The organism is Bradyrhizobium sp. AZCC 1693 (assembly GCF_036924745.1).
Lineage (GTDB): Bacteria > Pseudomonadota > Alphaproteobacteria > Rhizobiales > Xanthobacteraceae > Bradyrhizobium.
Genome location: NZ_JAZHSD010000001.1, coordinates 2262379 through 2282783, shown reverse-complemented (window position 1 = coordinate 2282783; position 20405 = coordinate 2262379). Strand labels below are relative to the sequence as shown.

The window sequence follows — 20405 nt, the reverse complement described above, 5'->3', positions numbered from 1 at the left end:
ATCCGGTTCGGATCAGGCCGCAACCTGCGATTTGGCGACCACCACCTTGCGCCAGGGCTTTAGCACCGCGATCGCAAGCAGCGAGGCCAGGATATTCGCACCGGCCGCGACGATGAACACGTTGTCCCAGGTGCCCGAAGACTGCTGCATGTAGTTCGCGACAGGCACCAGCAGCGCCGCGGTGCCCTTTGCCGTGTAGAGCAGGCCGGCATTGGTGGTCGCGAACTTCGCGCCGAAGGTGTCGGTGCAGGTCGACGGGAACAGGGAGTAGATCTCACCCCAGGCGAAGAACACGAAGCCCGACAGCAGCACGAACCACACGGGATCGTGGCCCAGCATGTAGAGGCCCCAGATGCCGATGCCTTCCATGCCGAACGCGATGAACATGGTGTTCTCGCGGCCGATCATGTCGGAGATCCAGCCGAAGAAGGGACGGGTCAGACCGTTGAGGACGCGATCGATTGTGGCCGCGAACGTCACCGCCGTCATCGTCACTGCCATCAGCGTGACCGGCACGCTGTCGACCTTCCAGTCGACGGCAATCGGCTTGAGGTTGGCGGTGACCATCAACCCGCCGGCGCCGACGATCACGAACATGAAATACATCAGCCAGAAGATCGGCTGACGGATCACCTCGGTCGGCTGATAATTGCGCCGGCTCTGGATGACGTTGGCGTTCTGCGTCACCGCAGGCACTTGTCCCGCTTTCGGCGAGAACAGGAAGAAGGCGAGGAGCACGATGATGATGCCCTGGCCGAGACCGAAATAGAGGAAGGTGGTCTGGAAGCCGGAGTCCTTGATCATCGCCTGGATCGGCGCGACCGTCAGCGCCGAGCCTGCGCCGAATCCGGCGGCGGTGATGCCGGCCGCAAGGCCGCGCTTGTCGGGGAACCATTTCAGCGCGTTGCCGACGCAGGTGCCGTATACGCCACCGGCGCCGATGCCTGCGATGATCATGCCGAGGTAGTAGCCGTTGAGCGAAGTCGCCTGGGCGTTGATCGCCCATCCGATGGCGCAGAGGATGCCGCCGATGAGGACGACGATGCGCGGACCGTATTTATCGACGAACCAGCCTTCGACCGGCACCAGCCAGGTCTCGAACAAAACGAAAAGGGTAAAGGCCCACTGGATCGACGCGCGATCCCATCCGAACTTCTTCTGGATGTCGGGGACGAAGAAAGTCCAACCATATTGGTAGTTGGCGATCATCACCATCGCGAGGACGCCGATGGCCAATTGCGTCCAGCGGTAGGTGTCGCTGACGCGGGCCGCCACAGGGGCTGCCGCTCCGTGCACTGTGTCCGTCATCTTCCCTCCATAGGCTGTTCTATCAATACCCGACAGCTCAAGAAGGCAGTTTGGTATATGTTATGCCAGTAGACAAGAAGAATCTTGGGCCGCCACCGCAATTCGTTTGGGCGCGGAAGAATGCTGCATACGCGAAACGAAGGCCGTGCGTGTGATAGCACGGCCTTCGTCCAGGACAAAAACATGTTTGATATTATGGCGATAACGCCCGCTTTGCGTCAGGCGATGGTGGCTCGCAAACGGCTATAGCCCTGCTGGATCACCGACCAGAACAGCGCAATCAATCCCAGGATCATGATCGTGCTCACCAGCGTATTGGAAAAGAATATGCCGAGCGAGCCCTGGGATCCCAGCAATGATTGCCGGAATGCCTCTTCCGCCTTGTCGCCGAGCACGATGGCCAGCACCAGAGGGGCGAGGGGATAATTGCACTTCTTGAGTAGATAGCCGAAGACGCCGAACACCAGCATCAGCATCACGTCGAACGTGCTGCTATGGACCGAATAGGCGCCGATCGCGCACAGCACCAGGATGAGCGGCGCGATGATGCTGAAGGGGACGCGCAGGATGGCCGCGAAAACCGGCACGCAGGTCAACACGACGAGCAGGCCGACGATATTGCCGAGATACATCGAGGCAATCAGACCCCAGACGAATTCCTTCTGTTCGACGAACAGCATCGGTCCGGGCTGCAGGCCCCAGATCAGGAGGCCGCCGAGCAACACGGCGGCCGTCGGCGAACCGGGCACGCCTAGCGAGAGCATCGGCAGCAAGGCTGCGGTGCCGGCGGCGTGCGCCGCGGTCTCCGGCGCCACCACGCCTTCGATTTCGCCCTTGCCGAAATTGCTGCCGTTCTTCGCCACCCGCTTGGCGATGCCGTAACTCATGAAGGAGGCCGGCGTTGCGCCGGCCGGCGTGATGCCCATCCAGCAACCGATCACGCAGGAGCGCAACGACGTCACCCAATAGGCCGGCAACTCCTTCCAGGTCTGCAGCACCACCCGCAAATTGATCTTGGCATTGCCGCCGCGGAAGCTGAGCCCTTCCTCCATCGTCAGCAGGATCTCGCCGATGCCGAACAGGCCGATAACGGCGATCAGGAAGTCGAATCCGTTCAGCAATTCCGTAAAGCCGAACGTCAGCCGCAGTTGTCCGGTGATGGAGTCGAGGCCGACGGCGGCAAGCGCAAACCCGATCATCATGGCCGCGATGGTCTTGAACGGCGGCTCCTTGCTCAATCCGACGAAACTGCAGAACGCCAGAAAATAGACCGCGAATTTCTCGGCCGGCCCGAACTGCAGCGCAAAGCTTGCGACCAGCGGGGCGACCAGCGTGATCATGGCGACCGCGAACAGCGCGCCGACGAACGAGGAGGTGAACGCCGCCGTCAATGCCTCGCCGGCCTTGCCCTTCTGCGCCATCGGGTAGCCGTCGAACGTGGTCGCGACCGACCATGGTTCGCCGGGTATGTTGAACAGGATCGAGGTGATCGCTCCGCCGAACAAGGCGCCCCAGTAGATGCAGGACAGCATGATGATGGCCGATGTCGGCGGCATCGAGAATGTCAGCGGCAGCAGGATGGCCACGCCATTGGCGCCGCCCAATCCCGGCAGCACGCCGATCACGACGCCGAGCACGATGCCGACGACCATCACCATGATGTTGAAGGGCTGCAGCGCGACCGCAAAGCCGTGAAACAGATTAACGAGTTCTTCCATTCCCGTGATCCTGACCGTGCGACGAGTTACAGACCGAGCCACTCTTCGACCGGCCCCTTGGGAAGCGGGACCAGAAACCAGCGCTCGAAAATGAAATAGGTGACGATGGGCATGCCGAGCGCGACGGCCAGCACGGTCAGCCAAGGGTACTTGCCGAGCCATCGCATGAACCATCCGATGAAGATGATCGAGGCGAGATACAGCCCGGTGAACGGCATGGCGCCGACATAGATCGCGGTCGGAATGACGACACTCATGACCTGGCGAAGCTGGCTCCACTCCGCGAACAGCCCGTCATTGTCTTCGCGCAGTCCGTTCCACAGGTTTATCGCGCTGGAGACGACGATGAAGATTCCGATGTAGAATGGAAAGAAGCCTGCGCGCGGACCTTCCGCACCCCAGTTGATGCCGGCCTTCACGCTGCCGATGATCACGATCACGCCAAACAGGGTGATCAGCAATGCGATCCCTGCCTCCACCAGTCTGTGGGCGGGGCCGGCCTTGCCCGAGCTGCCTGTTGTCATCAAAACTCCATGCGTGCCGGGCCTGCGGTCCCCGCGGCCCGGCGTCTATGCTGCGATCCCGATTGCGCTACCAGCCGGTCAGTTTCCCGGAGAGGCGAGGAAGCCGGCGTCCTTCATCAGAGCCTCGTGACGCTTTTCCTCGGCCTCGACCCACTTGGCGTAATCAGCCCCGGTCAGGAAGGTCGTGTTGAACGCGCCGTTCTTCATGAAGTCCTGCCAATCCGGAGTGGCGCGCACCTTCTTGAACAACTCGACATAATATTCGACCTGGTCCTTGGTCGCCCGTGGCGACATGAAGATTCCGCGCAGCATCAGATATTCGATGTCGAGACCCTCCGACTTGCAGGTCGGAATATCTTTCCAGCTCTTGCCGTCGGCGATCTGCTCGTCATAGGCCATCGGCTGCGCGTCGAAGACGCAGAGCGGACGCACCTTGCCGCCGCGCCACTGCGCGACCGCCTCGATCGGATTGTTGACGGTGGAATCGACATGGTTGCCGACCAGCTGAACGGCGACTTCACCGCCGCCCTTGTAGGGAATGTAGGTGAACTTGCCACCGGTGGCCTTCTCGACCGCGACCGTGATGATCTGGTCTTCCTGCTTCGAGCCGGTGCCGCCCATCTTAATGGAGCCCGCAGGCGCGGCCTTCACTGCATCGATATATTCTTTCGTGGTCTTGTACGGCTTGTCGGCGTTCACCCAGAGCACGAACTCATCGAGCGCCAGCATCGCTACCGGCGTGAGATCCTTCCAGTTGAAGGGGATGCCGGTCGCAAGCGGGGTCGTGAACAGATTGGAGAGAGTAATGATGATCTTGTGCGGATTGCCACCCGATGTCTTGAGGTCGAGGAAGCCTTCGCCGCCGGCGCCGCCCGACTTGTTGATGACGACCATCGGCTGCTTCATCAGACCGTGCTTGGTGACGATGCCCTGGATCGTCCGCGCCATCTGATCGGCGCCACCGCCGGTGCCGGCAGGAACGATGAACTCGACCGGTCGCACCGGTTCCCATGCGGCGGTCGCAGGAACAGAAATCCCGACCGCGCATAAGGCTGCAATTGCGCCCAACGCCGTTTGTGCTATGTGCTTCATTTGATTCACTCCCGTCGATCTATGGTTGCGCTGGTCTTTGCCAGCTTCCCTTTGTTGTATTCAATGCCGCCGCGGCTGTATTCTCCGAACGATCACCAGTTGGAATTGTAAAAGGGGCCCGTCGGTGCGGCATCCGCTCCTTTCGGCCAATAGTGGATTTGCGATCCGCAGCAGAGGGAAGTCATGGAACGCATCCATGTTCCCTGGCCGATCGGGCTGCCTGTCCCCGTGAAGCAAGACCGTTCCCCCAAAATGCGCCCTTATTTATTCGAGGGCGCTATGGGCCCATTTTTGTATGCGATATGCCAGGACGCAAACCCTTATTACCGCAGATTGCTGCTCGGGCTGATTTGTCGCAGATGTTGGTAAAAAGCCGGCGGCCCCGCCGCAAACGAAGATGGCCCCGGAAACCGGGGCCATTGGTCGAAAGCATCGAAGGCTTGTCATTCGTCGGATCGCGCCTGCGCGCAGAAGCCCTGTATTTGAAGGCTCAGAGACCGAAGCGGGGGAGGTCGCCATTGCGGATGGCGATGCGGCTGCTGGCGGTCAGCAGACGGTCAATCGAAGCCATCACGCGGCCGAACAGGGTGCTGGAGGGCAGGAGGCTGATGGATGCAGTCTTGGACATGTTTGTCCCCTTTTCTTCGGTCGCGGAACCATTCCGCTTCGTGATCTGGGAACAATTTATGTATACCAGATGCCAGCTACAACAGACTTGTTTGCATAGCAGCAATTGGCCGTTTGCATTGCAGCAAAATTAACGAAGGTGGCATTCCAGATAGCAAAAGGCCGCCGGAACCCGGCGGCCTTTGTATTCGGAGTACAAACAGGCTTATTCGGCTGCCTGCTTCCGCGGCGGGTCGAGCGCGCCGGAATCGTGGATTTCGGCGACCTGGTGGTCGGAGAAGCCGAGCACCTGGCGCAGGATCTCGTCGGTGTGCTCGCCGAGCAGCGGGGAGCGGGTCACCTCGCTCGGTGAGTCCGACAGCTTGATCGGGTTGCCGACCGAAATGTACTTGCCGCGGGTGGGGTGATCGACTTCGACCAGGGTGCCGGTGGCGTGCAGCGACCGGTCCTCGATGATCTCCTTCATCGAAAGGATCGGGCCGCAGGGGATGTCGTCCTTGTTGAGGATTTCCATCGCCTCGAACTTGGTCTTGGTCATCGTCCACTGTTCGATGCGGGCGAAGATCTCGTTCAGGCGCGACAGCCGGGCCGGCGGCTTGGCGTAGTCGGGATGGGTCTTCCAGCCGGGTTCGCCGATCACGTCGCAGATCTTCTCCCAGACCGGCGCCTGGGTGATGAAATAGAGGTAGGCGTTGGGATCGGTCTCCCAGCCCTTGCACTTGACGATGCGTCCGGGCTGACCGCCGCCAGAATCGTTGCCGGCGCGCGGCACCGCGTCGCCGAACGGAATGCCTTCGCCATACTGGCTGTATTCCTTCAGCGGGCCATGGGCGAGGCGCTGCTGGTCGCGCAGTTTTACGCGCGCCAGATTCAACACGCCGTCCTGCATCGCGGCGGTGACCTTCTGGCCCTGGCCGGTCATGGTGCGCTGGTAGAGCGCGGTGACGATGCCGAGCGCGAGATGCAACCCGGTGCCGCTGTCGCCGATCTGTGCGCCGGTGACGAGCGGCAGCCCGTCGCGGAAGCCGGTGGTCGAGGCCGCGCCGCCGGTGCACTGGGCGACGTTCTCATACACCTTGCAGTCTTCGAAGGGTCCGGGGCCAAAGCCCTTGATCGAGGCCACGATCATCTTCGGGTTTATGGCGTGGATCTTCTCCCAGGGGAAGCCCATGCGGTCGAGCACGCCGGGGCCGAAATTTTCCACCAGCACGTCGCAGCTCTTGATCAGCGCGGTCAGGACTTCCTTGCCCTTGGGGTTCTTGGTGTCGAGCGTGATCGAACGCTTGTTGTGGTTGAGCATGGTGAAATACAGGCTGTCCACGTTGGGAATGTCCTGCAACTGGCCGCGCGTGATGTCGCCGACGCCGGGGCGCTCGACCTTGATCACGTCGGCGCCGAACCAGGCCAGCAATTGCGTGCAGGTCGGTCCCGACTGGACGTGGGTGAAATCGAGAATACGAACGCCCTTGAGCGCCTTAGACATATGTTCTCTCCTTTACTATCTGTTGCCGTCATGCCCGCGAAGGCGGGCATCCAGTAATCACCGTCGGTTCAGTCGGGCACAGCCTTCGTCACACGATAGTTCGGCGGTTACTGGATTCCCCGCCTGCGCGGGGAATGACGCCGATGGGTTTGATCTGTTCACTTCTTTTTCAGGACGCTTTGCGGATTGAGGTTGCCGATGCGGCCGCTTTCGGAACCGGCGGCCGGATCGATCACCGCGTTGATCAGCGTCGGCTTGCCGGAATCCATCGCGGCGTTGACGGCGCGCTTCAGCTCATCGGGCGAGGTGGCGTTGATGCCGACGCCGCCGAAGGCTTCCATCATCTTGTCGTAGCGCGAGCCCTTGACGAATACCGTCGTCGCCGGATCGGAGCCGCCGGCGTTGACGTCGGTGCCGCGATAGATGCCGTCATTGTTGAAGATGACGATGCAGACCGGAAGCTGGTAGCGGCAGATGGTCTCGATCTCCATGCCGGAGAAACCGAAGGCCGAGTCACCCTCGATCGCGAGCACCGGCTTGCCGGTTTCGACGGCGGCTGCGATCGAATAGCCCATGCCGATGCCCATCACGCCCCAGGTGCCGACGTCGAGCCGCTTGCGCGGCTTGTACATGTCGATGACGCCGCGGGCGAGGTCCAGCGTGTTGGCGCCTTCGTTGACGAGGATGGCGTCGGGCCGCTCCTTGATGATGGTGCGCAGTGCGCCGAGCGCGCCGTGATAATCCATCGGCGAAGCGTTGCTCATCAGCTTCGGCGCCATCTTGGCAACGTTGTCGTCACGCTTCTTGTTGACGGTCGAGACCCAGTCGGCCGGCGCGGCCGGCCAGTTGCCGCCCATGCCCTCGAGCAGGGCGGACACGCAGGAGCCGACATCGCCGACCACGGGGGCCACGATCTCGACGTTGGAATCCATTTCCTTGGGCTCGATGTCGATCTGGATGAATTTCTTGGGCGCATCGCCCCAGGTCTTGCCCTTGCCGTGCGACAGCAGCCAGTTGAGGCGGGCGCCGATCAGCATGACGACGTCGGCGTCCTTCAGCACGGTCGAGCGCGCGGCGCCAGCCGACTGCGCATGCGTATCGGGCAGGAGGCCCTTGGCCATGCTCATCTGCAGGAACGGTGCGCCGGTCTTTTCGACGAAGGCGCGGATCTCGTCGTCGGCCTGCGCGTAAGCCGCGCCCTTGCCGAGAATGATGAGGGGGCGCTTGGCACCCTTGAGCACGTCGAGCGCGCGCGTGACGGCCGACGGAGCAGGGATCTGGGCGGGCGCCGCGTCGATCACCTTCACCAGGGACTTCGCGCCGGCAGCCGCATCCATCACCTGGCCGAAAAGTTTTGCGGGCAGGTCGAGATAAACGCCGCCCGGGCGGCCCGAGACGGCGGCACGGATCGCGCGCGCCAGGCCGATGCCGATATCGGCGGCGTGCAGGACGCGGAAGGCCGCCTTGCAGAGCGGCTTGGCGACCGCAAGTTGATCCATCTCTTCATAGTCGCCCTGCTGCAGGTCGACGATCTCGCGCTCGGAGGAGCCCGAGATCAGGATCATCGGGAAGCAGTTGGTGGTGGCGTGGGCCAGCGCGGTCAGGCCGTTGAGGAAGCCGGGCGCCGAGACCGTGAGGCAGACGCCGGGTTTCTTGGTCAGGTAGCCGGCGATCGAGGCCGCGTAGCCGGCGTTCTGCTCGTGGCGGAACGACAGCACGCGAATGCCCTCGGCCTGCATCATGCGGCCGAGATCCGTGATCGGGATGCCCGGCACACCATAAATGGTGTTGATGCCGTTGAGCTTGAGCGCATCGATAACGAGATGAAAGCCATCCGTCAGCTCTTGCTCGGTGCCCGGTGCTACGGACTTGGTCGCGGTATTCAGCATGGGCTTCATCTCCCTGATCGTTTGGTTCGGACGATTTTTCGTCGTCTTCTGGTGCGAAGTTGCGTTTACGTAAAAAGTTCCTGCCCATGCGCTTCGACGTAGGCGGCAAGGCCCAGCGTGTGATCGCGTGCGCGCTTCTCGGCGAGCTCGGTGTCGCGCGCTTCCAGCGCCTCGATGATGCCAAGGTGCTCGGGCAGGGAGGTCGCGGTGCGATCCTTCCGCCCGATGGTCAGTTGCCGGTAGCCGCGCACATGCAGCAGGATGTCGTTGGTCATATCCACCAGCACCGGCGACTCGGAAAGCGAGATCAGCGCCTGGTGGAAGGCGATATTGGCCTTGGAGTATTCCTCGATATGATCCTGCGGCAGGCGATCCGGGCCAAAATCCTTGAAGAAATCGCGCAGCGCCGTGATGTCCTTCTTGCGCGCCGTGGTCGTGATCAGGCGCGCGGCCATGCTTTCGAGCGCGGCCCAGGCGCGTATCATGTCGACGATCTCGGTCTTGGTGCGGCGGACCACCACGATGCCGCGGCGCGGCACGGTTTTGACGAAGCCATCCTGTTCCAGCATCGCGATGGCTTCGCGAATAGGGGTGCGGCTGACGCCGAGGCGTTCGGACAGCGCGCGCTCGTCGAGCATCACCTGCTCGGGCGTCGCGTAGATGTCCATCTTGAGAATAGCTTCCTTCAAGGCCTCATAGGCCTTGTTCTTGAAGCTCGTCTCGGGCGCAATCCGGACGATTGCGATATCTGCCTCAGCCATGACAGGCGGCGCCTTGGTTTGTTTACGTGCGGGCACGACTCGTCTCCTCCCTGTGTTGGAGACGTCTTCTTAGCAGAAGAAACAGCCTAATATTTTTGGCATACCAAATACCAAGATGTCAAGATGCCCATGTTTTCGATGTTTCTGCGCGATAGTTTGTCTTGACAATCTAATCTCTGGCATACCAAATGCCATAAAACTAGCCCCCAGGAGGAAGCCAATGTCAAATACTGCAGATGCGGCCCGCAAGATCGCCGAGCCAAGCGCCCACGAGGCTGTCCGCCGGGTGCTCGATACGGTGAAAGCCGAAAAGCGCACCAGCCTCACCGCGCCGGAAGGCAAGCTGGTGTGCGATGCCTACGGCATCCCGGTTCCGAAGGAAGGCGTGGCGAAGTCCGCCGCCGAGGCCGCCAAGCTTGCAACCGGCATGGGTTTCCCGGTGGTGATGAAAATCGTCTCGCCGGACATCCTCCACAAGACCGAAGCCGGCGGCGTCCTGGTCGGCCTCAAGACCGCGACTGAAGCGGAAAAGGCCTACGAGACCATTCTCGCCAATGCGAAGAAGTACAAGGCTGACGCCAAGATCGAGGGCATCCAGGTCCAGCAGATGCTGGCTGGCGGCACCGAGGTCATTGTCGGCTCCATCACCGACGGCTCGTTCGGCAAGCTGGTCGCGTTCGGCCTCGGCGGCGTGCTGGTCGAGGTGCTGAAGGACATCACCTTCCGCCTCGCGCCCGCCACCAAGGACGATGCCCTGTCGATGCTCGACGGCATCCAGGCCCATGACATGCTGAAGGGCGTGCGCGGCGGCGATCCGGTCTCTCGCGAGGCGCTGGCTGATATCATCGTCAAGGTGTCGCAGCTCGTCAGCGACTTCCCCGAAATCGTTGAACTCGACCTTAACCCGGTATTCGCCACCAAGAAGGACGCGATCGCCGCCGACGTGCGCATCGTCGTCGACTTCGATTACAAGCCGCGCTCGGCGCCGCGCCCGACCGAAGAAATCGTAGCGGCCATGAACCGCATCATGCAGCCGAAGGGCGTTGCCGTGATCGGCGCCTCCGCCGAGGACGGCAAGATCGGCAACTCCGTGATGAAGAATCTCATCAATGGCGGCTACAAGGGCGAGATCTATCCGATCCACCCGAAGGCAGCCGACATCCTGGGCTACAAGGCCTACAAGAGCGTCAAGGACGTGCCCGGCGTGATCGATACCGCGGTGTTTGCCATTCCCGCAAAGTTCGTCGCGGGCGCCCTGGCGGAATGCGGCGAGAAGAAAATTCCCGGCGCCGTTCTGATTCCGTCGGGCTTTGCCGAAGCGGGCGCGCCTGAACTGCAGGCCGAGATCGTCGAGGTCGGCAAGAAGTACAACATCCGCCTGATGGGGCCGAACATCTACGGCTTCTATTATACGCCGGCCAATCTCTGCGCCACGTTCTGCACCGCCTACGACGTCAAGGGTTCGGCGGCGCTGTCGTCGCAGTCGGGCGGCATCGGCATGGCGATCATCGGCTTCTCTCGCTCGGCCAAGATGGGCGTCTCCGCGATCGTCGGCCTCGGCAACAAGTCCGACATCGATGAGGACGACCTGCTCGCCTTCTTCGAACAGGATCCGAACACCGCGATCATCGCGCAGCATTGCGAAGACTTAAAAGACGGCCGCGCCTTTGCGGAGGCCGCCAAGCGTGTCTCCAAGAAGAAGCCGGTGGTGGTGCTGAAGGCGGGCCGCACGTCGGCCGGTGCGAAGGCTGCCTCGTCGCATACCGGCGCGCTTGCCGGCAACGACAAGATCTACGAGGACGTGTTCGCCCAGTCGGGCGTGATCCGCGCCCGGTCCTTGCGGCAATTGCTCGAATTCGCGCGCGGTGTGCCGGTGCTGCCGACGCCGAAGGGCGAGAACATCCTGATCATCACCGGCGCCGGCGGCTCCGGCGTGCTGCTGTCCGACTCGGTTGTGGATAACGGCCTGTCGCTGATGACGATGCCGCCGGACCTCGACGCCGCGTTCCGCAAATTCATCCCGCCGTTCGGTGCGGCCGGAAATCCTGTGGATATCACCGGTGGCGAGCCGCCGATCACCTACGTCAACACCGTGAAGCTCGGCCTGTCGGATGAGCGGATTCATTCGCTGATCCTTGGCTACTGGCACACGATCGTGACGCCACCGATGGTGTTCGCCCGCAACATGGTCGAGGTGAAGAAGGAGATGGAGGCCAAGGGTTTTGTGAAGCCGATCGTCGCCTCGCTTGCCGGCGACGTCGAGGTTGAGGAGGCCGCCGAATATCTCTACCAGAACGGCATCCCGGCCTATGCCTATTCGACCGAACTGCCGGTCGAGGTGCTCGGCGCCAAGTACAAATGGGCGCGCGGCGCGGGCCTGCTGTGAGACTGGTTTGCTTACCTCGCCCCGCTTGCGGGGAGAGGTCGGATTGCGGAGCAATCCGGGTGAGGGGGACTCTCCGCGAGTTCGTCTCTCACCGCGTTCGCTGAAGCAGCCCCTCACCCTAACCCTCTCCCCGTAAAGAACGGGGAGAGGGAAAATTGTCGGCTAGCGCTTTTGTCTGACTGACGGATGCAGGTCGCGATGAAGAGAGACGTGATCCGGCGCAAGGCCATCGAGCCGAAATCCAGTGCGGACCATGAGACGGACGCGCGCGACAGCGGCGTCCAGTCGGTCGATCGCGCGCTCTCGATCATCGAAACGCTGGCGGAAGACGACGAAGGCTATCGCCTGAGCGATCTTGCCATCCGCACCGGGCTATCGACCTCGACGGTGCATCGCCTGCTCGGGACGCTGGAAAACCGCCGCTTCGTGCAGTTCGACCGCACCGAATCGAAATGGCATGTCGGCGCGCGTTGTTTTACCGTCGGCGCGACCTTCGCCCGCCGCCGCAATTTCTCGGCGCAGGCGGTGCCTTACCTGCGCAAGCTGCGCGACCTGACGCGGGAGACCGCCAATCTCGCCGTCGTCGACGACGAATTCATCATCGTGCTGACCCGCATGGAAAGCCGCGAGATCATGCGCTCGCTGACCAAGGTCGGCGGCCGCGTGGCCATGGTCGCCTCCGGCGTCGGCAAGGCGGTGCTGGCGACCTATTCGGATGCCGACGTCAGCGCCATCATCCACCATCACGGCATGCCCAGGCTGACGGAAAAATCGATCGTGCGGCCGGGTGACCTGTTCAAGGAACTCGAAAAAGTCCGCCGCCAGGGTTTTGCCATCGACGACGAGGAGGCCTGCATGGGCCTGCGCTGCATCGCCGCCGTCGTCTACAACGACTGCGCCGAGCCGCTGGCGGCCATTTCCGTCTCGGGCATGACCAGCCGCCTGACGGATGAGCGGCTGCCGATGCTCGGGCAGACGGTGCGGGAGGTCGCAGCGGAGTTGACGGTGGCGCTCGGCGGCGTGATGCCGGCGGCGAAATCGGCCTGAGCCGGATTTGCGGTCCGTCATCGCAGGCCGGAGGGGAAATTAGCTCTGGCGGCGAGAGCCCCGACATCGGTATATCCATCCGTCGTTGTCCAAGGCGCGGATTCGAGGGACGGTGTCCTCCGATGCAACGATTGGGGAAAGTCATGCCTTCTGAAACCCGCTCGCCCCGTCTCGCGGTTCTGATCGACGCCGACAATGCCTCGGCCAAGATTGCGGATGGCCTGTTCGAGGAGATTGCCAAGATCGGGGAGGCCAGCGTTCGCCGCATCTACGGCGACTTCTCCAATGCAAGGTCCAAGGGCTGGGCCGACATCCTGTCGAAGCACGCCATCATACCCCAGCAGCAGTTCGCTTATACGACCGGAAAGAATGCGTCTGACATAACCCTGGTCATCGACGCAATGGACCTGCTTCACAGCGGTCGGTTCGACGGATTCTGCCTGGTGTCGTCAGACAGCGATTTTACGCGACTTGCCGCCCGCATCCGGGAGCACGGCGTCGATGTGTTCGGGTTCGGCGCGCAGAAGACGCCGGAAAGCTTCAGGCAGGCCTGCCGACGATTCTTCTATACCGAGAACCTGCTTGGCGGCACGGCGAACACTCAGGATGCCGCCTCGAAGTCGAATCCGCTCCAGCCGCCTGATGCAGCCACTCCTATCATCAAGAAAATCATCGCCGAGATGGAAAGCGAAGACGGATGGGTCGATCTTGGGGAAGTCGGAAAACGGATTACCAACCTGGCCCCCGATTTCGATTCGAGGACCTTCGGCTCCCGGAAGCTGAGCGACCTCGTGCGAAAAACAAACTCTTTCGAGATCGATCAGCCCAAGGGCGGATCCATGCGAATTCGGATCAAGTCCACTGCCGGATCACCTCCGAAGACGAAAACCGCTCGAAAACCTGCGGGGTGAGTAACCGAAGGCTGTCTGAGCCCGACAGCCAAGCCATATAGATCATATGCTGTTGGGGCTGCGAGCGATGCAGGCGCATGAAATGCGCGGTGCACAGGTTGAAAATTGTTGGGGCGGCCGCGAGCCAAGCATCGTCGAGCCGCACGTGAATATCGGTGCGAGCTTAAGCTCCGAGCGCTGAGGCTTCCAATTCAGCGCTAAAAAGAACCGGCGGTGCGCCGTCCAACTCTCGCAACGTCGCCAAGCTGGACGGAGGCAGGTCGTTCAGGATCACTTTTTTCGCAGAATTTTATCCATTGTTTTTCCCTGCGCCAGCTCATCGATTAGTTTATCTAGGTAGCGAATTTCTCGCATAATTGGTTCTTTGATATCCTCCACTCGGACACCGCAAACCACGCCTTTAATCAAGGCTCGCGAAGGATTGATTTTAGGGGCCTTTGCAAAGAACGTTTCAAAGTCAGTCTGTTTTCCCAGCTGAGTTTCTAGCTCCTTCTGAGGATAGCCCGTTAGCCAAGAGATGATCTGATCGACTTCTGCTTTTGTGCGTCCGTTTTTCTCTGCTTTCGCAACATAAAGCGGGTAAACGCTTGCGAAGCTCGTTGTATAGATCCGGTGTTTTGCCATGAGTGCTCCAGGGATCCGCTATTAAAGCATGTAAGGCCTGAGACCAGCAGGGTGTCGGGCCGCCCCCAGGTACACAGATGCCGTGCATCAATACTCCCGGGCTCAGCGCAAAGTATCTGCGATCCGAACGCTATTGAGGCAACGTACTCAAATTCGGCTGCGACCAAAGGTAGCGATAGAGCACGGAAGGTTCACCGCTTTCGTCACGAAGTGTGCTGCCTACGTGCGCTGGCGCTTGAAAGCCGATATGCAGATGGGCTGGTTGGCAGGACTTCCCGATCCGCTAAGGTGGCCTGCAACGGATGAGCGGGCGCGGTTGCGTCCGCTGTCGCAAGAAAATGCAGGGGAGAGCCATGGGCCGGAAGATCGCGATCGTTGGAGCTGGTGCCGTCGGCGGGTATGCCGGCGCCCATATGGTGCAGGCGGGCGAGGATGTCACGTTCATCGATCCCTGGCCCGAGCATGTCGAGCACGTGCGCAAGCACGGGCTGCGCGTCACGCACGCGATGGATGTTCCGGAATTCTCAGTTCCCGTGCGCGCGCTCCACGTCACGGATGCTCAACAGCTCTCAAAGCAGCAGCCGGTCGACATCGCCTTCGTCTGCATGAAGTCCTATGACACGGCCTGGGCCACCATGCTGATCCGGCAAGATCTGGCGCCGGACGGCTATGTCGTGTCGCTGCAGAACTGCATGAACGAGGAAACGATTGCCGGCATTGTCGGCTGGGGCAAGACGCTGGGCTGCATTGCCAGCAGCATCACGGTGAACCTGCCGGAGCCCGGCCATATCCACCGCGGCGCCGGCAAGGGCGGGGCGGCGCACACGGTGTTTCGCGCCGGCGAAGTGCACGGCCGCATCACGCTGCGGGCGGAAGAGGTCTGCCGCCTGGTCGGCTATTCCGACAGCGCCAAGGTGACGGACAATCTCTGGGGCGAGCGCTGGTCGAAACTGGTCGCCAACGTCATGGGCAACGGGCTCTCCGCCTGCACCGGCCTGCCGGGCGCGGAAATTCTGCAAAGCGAGCCGCTGCGCCGTTTCTCCACGCGGCTCGGCAGCGAAGCGATCCGCGTCGGGCAAGCGCAGGGCTATCAACTGGAAGAGATATTGCATCTGCCGCCCGACATGATCGCGCGCGCCGGGGAGGGTGACGAGGCGGCGATGCGCGTCTGCGACGAGCAGCGCTTCAAGGACGGCAAGCGCACCTCTTCGCAGCAGCGCCCCTCGATGGGGCAGGATATGCAGAAGGGCCGGCGCACGGAGATCGAATTCCTCAACGGCTTTGTGGTGCGCGAGGGCGAGAAGATCGGCATTCCCTGCGCCGCAAATGCCGCGCTGACCGATATCGTCAAGCGGGTGGAGCGCGGCGAGCTGAGCCCGGATCCGCGGCACATCACGGAGCTGCGGTTGAACTGAGCGGCTTCGCGTCGTTGCGAGGCACCGATATTCCGGCAAGCTTTCCGGCCCGGCACCGGTCAGTGACGGCTCAGCGCTTGCCCACGCGCCATCCCATTTCCCAGAAGTCGGCTTCGAGCCTTGTGGCTTCCTTGAAGATCGCGATCAGCTCTGCCTCGCGGGCCGGCGTGGCATAGAGATCGGCGAGACCTTCCAGATGCGCCCGGGCTTTCGCCGCGACTTCCTGATAGGGGGCCCCGGCATACTCGGCGATCCAGACGCTGTATGGGTTGGTTGCAGCGAGGGCATTGGGCCGCGCGGCGAGCCGCGTCGCGATCTCGGCGTAGCCGATCACGCAAGGCGCGAGCGCCACCTTGAGCGCGAGCAGATCGCCGCGCATTCCCGCGTCGAGCACGTAGCGGGTATAGGCCAGCATCTCGACCGCTGGAGGGGCGTGTTCGAGGTCTGCGGCCGACAGGCCCCAGCCGGCGCAGAGTTTTACGTGCAGGTTCATCTCGACGTCGAGAATGGCCGAGAGGCCGGACGCCGCTTCGCGCATGTCGGCGAGGCTGGGCGACTTGTAGACAGAGAGCGCGTAGGCGCGGGCAAACTCGATGAGGAACAGGTAATCCTGCACGAGGTAGTGACGAAACGCCGCCTCTGGAAGCGAACCGTCTGCCAGCCCCTCCGTGAAGGGATGCTCGGTATAGGCCCGCCACTCGGCGGATGCTGCGGTCTTCAGTCGCTCGAAGAAACTCATGATCTTTCGCTGGCCTTTCTCTAATCCGCGCCTCCCGGGCTATACCGGCAACTTCCGCTTCTGGTGCGCGCGGCCCTTGGTGGCGGATGCCTCGCTATGCCCTGCGATCACCCGGACGCCCTCGTCGATCCGGGCGGTCACGTTATCAGGCGTGCAGCCTTGCAGGAAGGCGATGCCGTTGTTGCGGCAGGCCGCCAGGATACGGTCGCGCGCCGCCTGCATTTCCGGCGGCCAGGGCTCGGGCGGAATCGTGCGATAGCCCAGCGAAAGACTCAAATCGCCCGGGCCGATCTCGGCAAATCCCAGCCCCGGCACCGCGAGGATCGCTTCGCAATTGGCGACGCCTTCGGGGCTTTCCAGCTTCACCCCCAGCAGCAGTTCACCTTTCGGATTGAGCGGCCAGGGATCGCAGCGCTCCAGATATTCCTCGGTCGACAGGCCCCAGATCGGCGCCGCCGTGGTTTCCGATCCGCGCCCCCGCGTGCCGATGCCCAACAGCCTGCGCCCGGCGGCGTCGGTTCCGCCGTCCTTTGCCCGTATCGCTCCCGCCATCCGTGCCATCGGCGAGGGGATCGCGGGATCGACGCCGATCGTGTTGTGCGGATAGCGGCAGGATTCCACGAAGGCGCGCACCGCGTCAGCGGTTTCCGCCTGGCAGAGCAGGATGCCGTGCACGCCGCGGCCGAGGATTTGGCGGAAACTGCCAGGCGTTGTAACGCACATGCGCGGCGTCGATTCCATTGACCGGCGCCTCGACGATCACCGTCGGCGTGCGGTGCCCCGACCGTGTCGGTCCGGCATCGACCATGCCGCGCATATAGTCGACAAGACCGGCCATGTCGAAGCAGCCGTGCTCCATGCCGACATTCATGTAGTCGGCCCAGGTCCCGGCATCGATGCGGCCCTGCGCATGGGTCAGCACATGGCCGCTGTGTGGTCCGTCATAATAGATCGCCTGATCCTGCTCCAGCAGTTCGACGCAGCGACTGATCCGCTTACCCATGATGTCCGTCCTTAATGCTTCGGATCGGCATCCTAGCGGAGCAATCGACCGGCGCGGAGACGGCGCTCAAACAAACTCGGCTCGCACTTCACACGGCCGGCCATCGCATCGTTTCACCGTGTGGCCGATCCAACCGACTGATCCGGCATGCTTTTTTGCCGATCGTTCCACATCGCGGGAAACAAATTCAGCTTCGTTGAGATCGTCGGTCGTTCCCGTGATCATCACGTCGAGAAAACACAGCGAGGCGCGACATGGCGAAGATGCGAGCGATCGATGCGGCCGTACGGATCCTGGAAAAGGAAGGCGTGACCATCGCCTTCGGTGTTCCCGGGGCGGCGATCAATCCGTTGTATTCCGCGCTGAAGAAGCGCGGCTCGATCGGCCACATCCTGGCGCGCCATGTCGAGGGCGCTTCCCACATGGCCGAGGGTTACACACGCGCCAAGGCCGGCAATATCGGTGTCTGCATCGGCACCTCGGGGCCGGCTGGCACCGACATGATCACGGGGCTTTATTCGGCGATCGCGGACTCGATCCCGATCCTCTGCATCACCGGGCAGGCGCCGCGCGCGCGGCTCTACAAGGAAGACTTTCAGGCCATCGATATCGAATCCATTGCGAAACCCGTGACGAAATGGGCGGTCACCGTGCGCGAGCCGGCGCTGGTGCCGCGCGTGTTCAGCCAAGCCTTTCACATCATGCGTTCGGGCCGCCCGGGTCCGGTCCTGATCGACCTGCCGCTCGACGTGCAGCTTGCGGAAATCGAATTCGACGACGAGACCTACGAGCCGCTGCCGGTCTACAAACCGGCGGCGACGCGAAGGCAGATCGAAAAGGCGCTCGAAATGCTCAATGCAGCGGAGCGCCCGCTGATCGTGGCAGGCGGCGGTGTCATCAATGCCGATGCTTCCGAGCTGTTGGTCGCGTTCGCCGAGGCCGTCAACGTTCCTGTCGTGCCGACGCTGATGGGCTGGGGCGCCATCCCCGACGATCACGTGCTGATGGCGGGCATGGTCGGCCTGCAGACCAGCCACCGCTACGGCAACGCGACCATGCTGCAATCCGACTTCGTGCTCGGCATCGGAAATCGCTGGGCCAACCGGCACACCGGTTCGATCGAGACTTACACCAAGGGGCGGACGTTCGTGCACGTCGATATCGAACCCACGCAAATCGGGCGCGTATTCAATCCCGATTTCGGCATCGTGTCCGATGCCAAGGCGGCGCTGGAGCTGTTCGTCACGGTCGCGAAGGAATGGCGCAAGGCCGGCAAATTGAGAGAGCGGCAGGCGTGGCCGGCGGCGTGCCAGGACCGCAAGCGCACGATGCTGCGCAAGAGCCATTTCGACGACATGCCGATCAAGCCGCAGCGTGTCTACGAGGAGATGAGCAAGGCGTTCGGGCGCGATACCTGCTATGTCAGCGTGATCGGCCTGTCGCAGATCGCCGGTGCACAGTTTTTGGGTGTCTACGGCCCGCGCAACTGGATCAACGCCGGGCAGGCCGGTCCGCTCGGCTGGACGCTGCCGGCGGCGCTCGGCGTGCGCGCGGCCGATCCTTCGCGCCAGATCGTCGCGCTGTCGGGCGACTATGATTTCCAGTTCCTGATCGAGGAGCTCGCGGTAGGCGCCCAGTTCAAGCTGCCCTACATCCACGTCGTCGTGAACAACTCCTATCTCGGACTGATCCGCCAGGCGCAGCGCGGCTTCGACATGGACTACCATGTCCAGCTTTCCTTCGAGAACATCAACGCGCCCGAGCTTGGGGTCTATGGCGTCGACCACGTCGCGGTGGCCGAGGGACTGGGCTGCAAGGCGATCCGCGTCACCGATCCGAACCATGCGCAGGCGGCGTTCGCGACCGCGCGCGAATGGATGGCCGAATTCCGGGTGCCTGTCGTCGTCGAGTTCATTCTCGAACGCGTCACCAACATCTCGATGGGGACCGAGATCGACAACATCATTGAGTTCGAGGAAGTGCTCGACCTGCCACTGGACGACACGCCGGCGAGGCCGAGCGCGCCGCAATCCGGCAAGCTGCTGCCGGCATAAATCGAGGAGAGCCAATCGTGCCAAAATTTGCCGCCAATCTCACCATGCTGTTCGGCGAGCAGCCGTTCCTCGACCGCTTCGCCGCCGCCAAGGCTGCCGGATTCAGCGGGGTGGAATATCTGTTTCCTTACGATTTCGACAAAGCCGAGTTGCGCGAACAATTGCACCAGCACGGGCTGACGCAGGTGCTGCACAATCTTCCTGCAGGTAACTGGGCAGCCGGCGAGCGTGGCATCGCCATCTTGCCCGACAGGGTCGAGGAGTTTCGCGACGGCGTCGCGCGCGCCATAGACTACGCCAAGGCGCTCGATTGCCGTCAGCTCAACTGCCTGGTCGGCATTGCGCCCGACGGTGCGAACGCGATCGATCTCAACGAGGTGCTGGTGGGAAACCTGCGCTTCGCGGCGGATGCGCTCGGCAGGGAAGGGATCAAGCTTCTGATCGAACCGATCAACACGATCGATATTCCGGGCTTCTTCCTGAACAAGACTGCACAGGCGCTCCAGATCATTGCCGACGTGCGCTCGAGCAATCTGTTCGTGCAGTACGACATCTACCACATGCAGGTGATGGAAGGTGACATCGCGCGCACCTTGCAAAAGCATCTGCCGCGCATCGCGCATGTGCAGCTTGCCGATAATCCCGGCCGCAACGAGCCGGGGACGGGCGAGATCAACTATCCCTTCCTGTTCCGCCATCTCGACGCTATTGGTTATCGCGGCTGGGTCGGGTGCGAATACAAGCCGAGGACGACGACGGTCGAGGGCCTCGGTTGGCACGCCGCGCTGACGGCCGATACCTGAACAAGAAGCAAAAAAGACATA

At 62.2% G+C, this 20405-nt stretch carries 18 protein-coding genes; 6 read left to right on the top strand and 12 right to left on the bottom strand.

All coding sequences use genetic code 11. The features are described 5' to 3' along the window. Positions 1-12: 12 nt before the first annotated feature. The 8 genes from oxlT to V1293_RS11130 form a co-directional block, all read right to left on the bottom strand. A complete protein-coding gene (gene oxlT / locus V1293_RS11165) occupies positions 13-1308 on the bottom strand; it encodes an oxalate/formate MFS antiporter (protein WP_334509373.1) in 1296 nt (431 codons plus the stop codon). 218 nt (positions 1309-1526) lie between these two features. After that, a complete protein-coding gene (locus V1293_RS11160; protein WP_334509371.1) occupies positions 1527-3026 on the bottom strand; it encodes a tripartite tricarboxylate transporter permease in 1500 nt (499 codons plus the stop codon). A 26-nt stretch (positions 3027-3052) separates the two neighbouring features. After that, entirely contained in the window at positions 3053-3550 is a 498-nt protein-coding gene (locus V1293_RS11155) for a tripartite tricarboxylate transporter TctB family protein (RefSeq protein ID WP_334509370.1), read from the bottom strand. A gap of 78 nt (positions 3551-3628) precedes the next feature. Next, entirely contained in the window at positions 3629-4642 is a 1014-nt protein-coding gene (locus V1293_RS11150) for a Bug family tripartite tricarboxylate transporter substrate binding protein (RefSeq protein ID WP_334509369.1), read from the bottom strand. Between the two features lie 490 nt (positions 4643-5132). Then, the gene (locus V1293_RS11145; RefSeq protein WP_334509368.1) at positions 5133-5270 is read right to left on the bottom strand and encodes a hypothetical protein; all 138 of its coding nucleotides are present in this window, start codon (positions 5268-5270) and stop codon (positions 5133-5135) included. A 204-nt stretch (positions 5271-5474) separates the two neighbouring features. Then, positions 5475-6752 carry a formyl-CoA transferase gene (frc, locus tag V1293_RS11140; protein WP_247778935.1) on the bottom strand — a complete coding sequence of 426 codons (1278 nt, stop codon included), beginning with the start codon at positions 6750-6752 and terminating at the stop codon, positions 5475-5477. A 158-nt stretch (positions 6753-6910) separates the two neighbouring features. Continuing rightward, on the bottom strand, positions 6911-8641 hold the full coding sequence (gene oxc / locus V1293_RS11135; RefSeq protein WP_334509365.1) for an oxalyl-CoA decarboxylase: 1731 nt from the start codon (positions 8639-8641) through the stop codon (positions 6911-6913). Between the two features lie 65 nt (positions 8642-8706). After that, on the bottom strand, positions 8707-9402 hold the full coding sequence (locus V1293_RS11130; protein WP_442894343.1) for a GntR family transcriptional regulator: 696 nt from the start codon (positions 9400-9402) through the stop codon (positions 8707-8709). A 220-nt stretch (positions 9403-9622) separates the two neighbouring features. Between V1293_RS11130 and V1293_RS11125 the strand changes: the two genes are divergently transcribed. From V1293_RS11125 to V1293_RS11115, 3 genes are all read left to right on the top strand, one after another. Continuing rightward, positions 9623-11788: an acetate--CoA ligase family protein gene (locus V1293_RS11125; protein ID WP_334509361.1), complete on the top strand. Its 2166-nt coding sequence runs from the start codon at positions 9623-9625 to the stop codon at positions 11786-11788. Between the two features lie 198 nt (positions 11789-11986). Then, a complete protein-coding gene (locus V1293_RS11120) occupies positions 11987-12835 on the top strand; it encodes an IclR family transcriptional regulator (RefSeq protein ID WP_334509359.1) in 849 nt (282 codons plus the stop codon). Positions 12836-12978: 143 nt separating this feature from the next. Further along, positions 12979-13746, top strand: coding sequence for an NYN domain-containing protein (locus V1293_RS11115; RefSeq protein WP_334509356.1), 768 nt, complete (start codon positions 12979-12981; stop codon positions 13744-13746). A gap of 270 nt (positions 13747-14016) precedes the next feature. Here the strand turns inward: V1293_RS11115 and V1293_RS11110 are convergent, their stop codons facing one another. Continuing rightward, positions 14017-14370 carry a DUF2200 domain-containing protein gene (locus V1293_RS11110; RefSeq protein WP_334509354.1) on the bottom strand — a complete coding sequence of 118 codons (354 nt, stop codon included), beginning with the start codon at positions 14368-14370 and terminating at the stop codon, positions 14017-14019. Positions 14371-14723: 353 nt separating this feature from the next. Between V1293_RS11110 and V1293_RS11105 the strand changes: the two genes are divergently transcribed. Then, a complete protein-coding gene (locus V1293_RS11105) occupies positions 14724-15785 on the top strand; it encodes a ketopantoate reductase family protein (protein WP_334509352.1) in 1062 nt (353 codons plus the stop codon). A gap of 70 nt (positions 15786-15855) precedes the next feature. Here the strand turns inward: V1293_RS11105 and tenA are convergent, their stop codons facing one another. From tenA to V1293_RS11090, 3 genes are read right to left on the bottom strand one after another with little or no spacing between them, the layout of a single operon-like run. Beyond that, complete coding sequence (tenA, locus tag V1293_RS11100; RefSeq protein ID WP_334509351.1) at positions 15856-16524, bottom strand: thiaminase II; 669 nt, start codon at positions 16522-16524, stop codon at positions 15856-15858. A gap of 39 nt (positions 16525-16563) precedes the next feature. Beyond that, the gene (locus tag V1293_RS11095; protein ID WP_334509349.1) at positions 16564-17247 is read right to left on the bottom strand and encodes an aldolase/citrate lyase family protein; all 684 of its coding nucleotides are present in this window, start codon (positions 17245-17247) and stop codon (positions 16564-16566) included. Beyond that, complete coding sequence (locus tag V1293_RS11090; RefSeq protein WP_334509347.1) at positions 17162-17527, bottom strand: hypothetical protein; 366 nt, start codon at positions 17525-17527, stop codon at positions 17162-17164. Before V1293_RS11090 ends, V1293_RS11095 begins: the two co-directional genes overlap by 86 nt. Positions 17528-17781: 254 nt before the next feature. Between V1293_RS11090 and gcl the strand changes: the two genes are divergently transcribed. Together gcl and hyi are read left to right on the top strand one after the other, a co-directional pair. Then, positions 17782-19581: a glyoxylate carboligase gene (gene gcl / locus V1293_RS11085; RefSeq protein WP_334509345.1), complete on the top strand. Its 1800-nt coding sequence runs from the start codon at positions 17782-17784 to the stop codon at positions 19579-19581. A gap of 17 nt (positions 19582-19598) precedes the next feature. Then, on the top strand, positions 19599-20384 hold the full coding sequence (gene hyi, locus V1293_RS11080; protein ID WP_334509344.1) for a hydroxypyruvate isomerase: 786 nt from the start codon (positions 19599-19601) through the stop codon (positions 20382-20384). Positions 20385-20405 lie beyond the last annotated feature (21 nt).

Coding starts and splice junctions, on each gene's coding strand:
- oxlT (WP_334509373.1), bottom strand. CDS start 1,308: ATGACGGACACAGTGCACGGAGCGGCAGCCCCTGTGGCGGCCCGCGTC.
- V1293_RS11160 (WP_334509371.1), bottom strand. CDS start 3,026: ATGGAAGAACTCGTTAATCTGTTTCACGGCTTTGCGGTCGCGCTGCAG.
- V1293_RS11155 (WP_334509370.1), bottom strand. CDS start 3,550: ATGACAACAGGCAGCTCGGGCAAGGCCGGCCCCGCCCACAGACTGGTG.
- V1293_RS11150 (WP_334509369.1), bottom strand. CDS start 4,642: ATGAAGCACATAGCACAAACGGCGTTGGGCGCAATTGCAGCCTTATGC.
- V1293_RS11145 (WP_334509368.1), bottom strand. CDS start 5,270: ATGTCCAAGACTGCATCCATCAGCCTCCTGCCCTCCAGCACCCTGTTC.
- frc (WP_247778935.1), bottom strand. CDS start 6,752: ATGTCTAAGGCGCTCAAGGGCGTTCGTATTCTCGATTTCACCCACGTC.
- oxc (WP_334509365.1), bottom strand. CDS start 8,641: ATGCTGAATACCGCGACCAAGTCCGTAGCACCGGGCACCGAGCAAGAG.
- V1293_RS11130 (WP_442894343.1), bottom strand. CDS start 9,402: ATGGCTGAGGCAGATATCGCAATCGTCCGGATTGCGCCCGAGACGAGC.
- V1293_RS11125 (WP_334509361.1), top strand. CDS start 9,623: ATGTCAAATACTGCAGATGCGGCCCGCAAGATCGCCGAGCCAAGCGCC.
- V1293_RS11120 (WP_334509359.1), top strand. CDS start 11,987: ATGAAGAGAGACGTGATCCGGCGCAAGGCCATCGAGCCGAAATCCAGT.
- V1293_RS11115 (WP_334509356.1), top strand. CDS start 12,979: ATGCCTTCTGAAACCCGCTCGCCCCGTCTCGCGGTTCTGATCGACGCC.
- V1293_RS11110 (WP_334509354.1), bottom strand. CDS start 14,370: ATGGCAAAACACCGGATCTATACAACGAGCTTCGCAAGCGTTTACCCG.
- V1293_RS11105 (WP_334509352.1), top strand. CDS start 14,724: ATGGGCCGGAAGATCGCGATCGTTGGAGCTGGTGCCGTCGGCGGGTAT.
- tenA (WP_334509351.1), bottom strand. CDS start 16,524: ATGAGTTTCTTCGAGCGACTGAAGACCGCAGCATCCGCCGAGTGGCGG.
- V1293_RS11095 (WP_334509349.1), bottom strand. CDS start 17,247: ATGTGCGTTACAACGCCTGGCAGTTTCCGCCAAATCCTCGGCCGCGGC.
- V1293_RS11090 (WP_334509347.1), bottom strand. CDS start 17,527: ATGGGTAAGCGGATCAGTCGCTGCGTCGAACTGCTGGAGCAGGATCAG.
- gcl (WP_334509345.1), top strand. CDS start 17,782: ATGGCGAAGATGCGAGCGATCGATGCGGCCGTACGGATCCTGGAAAAG.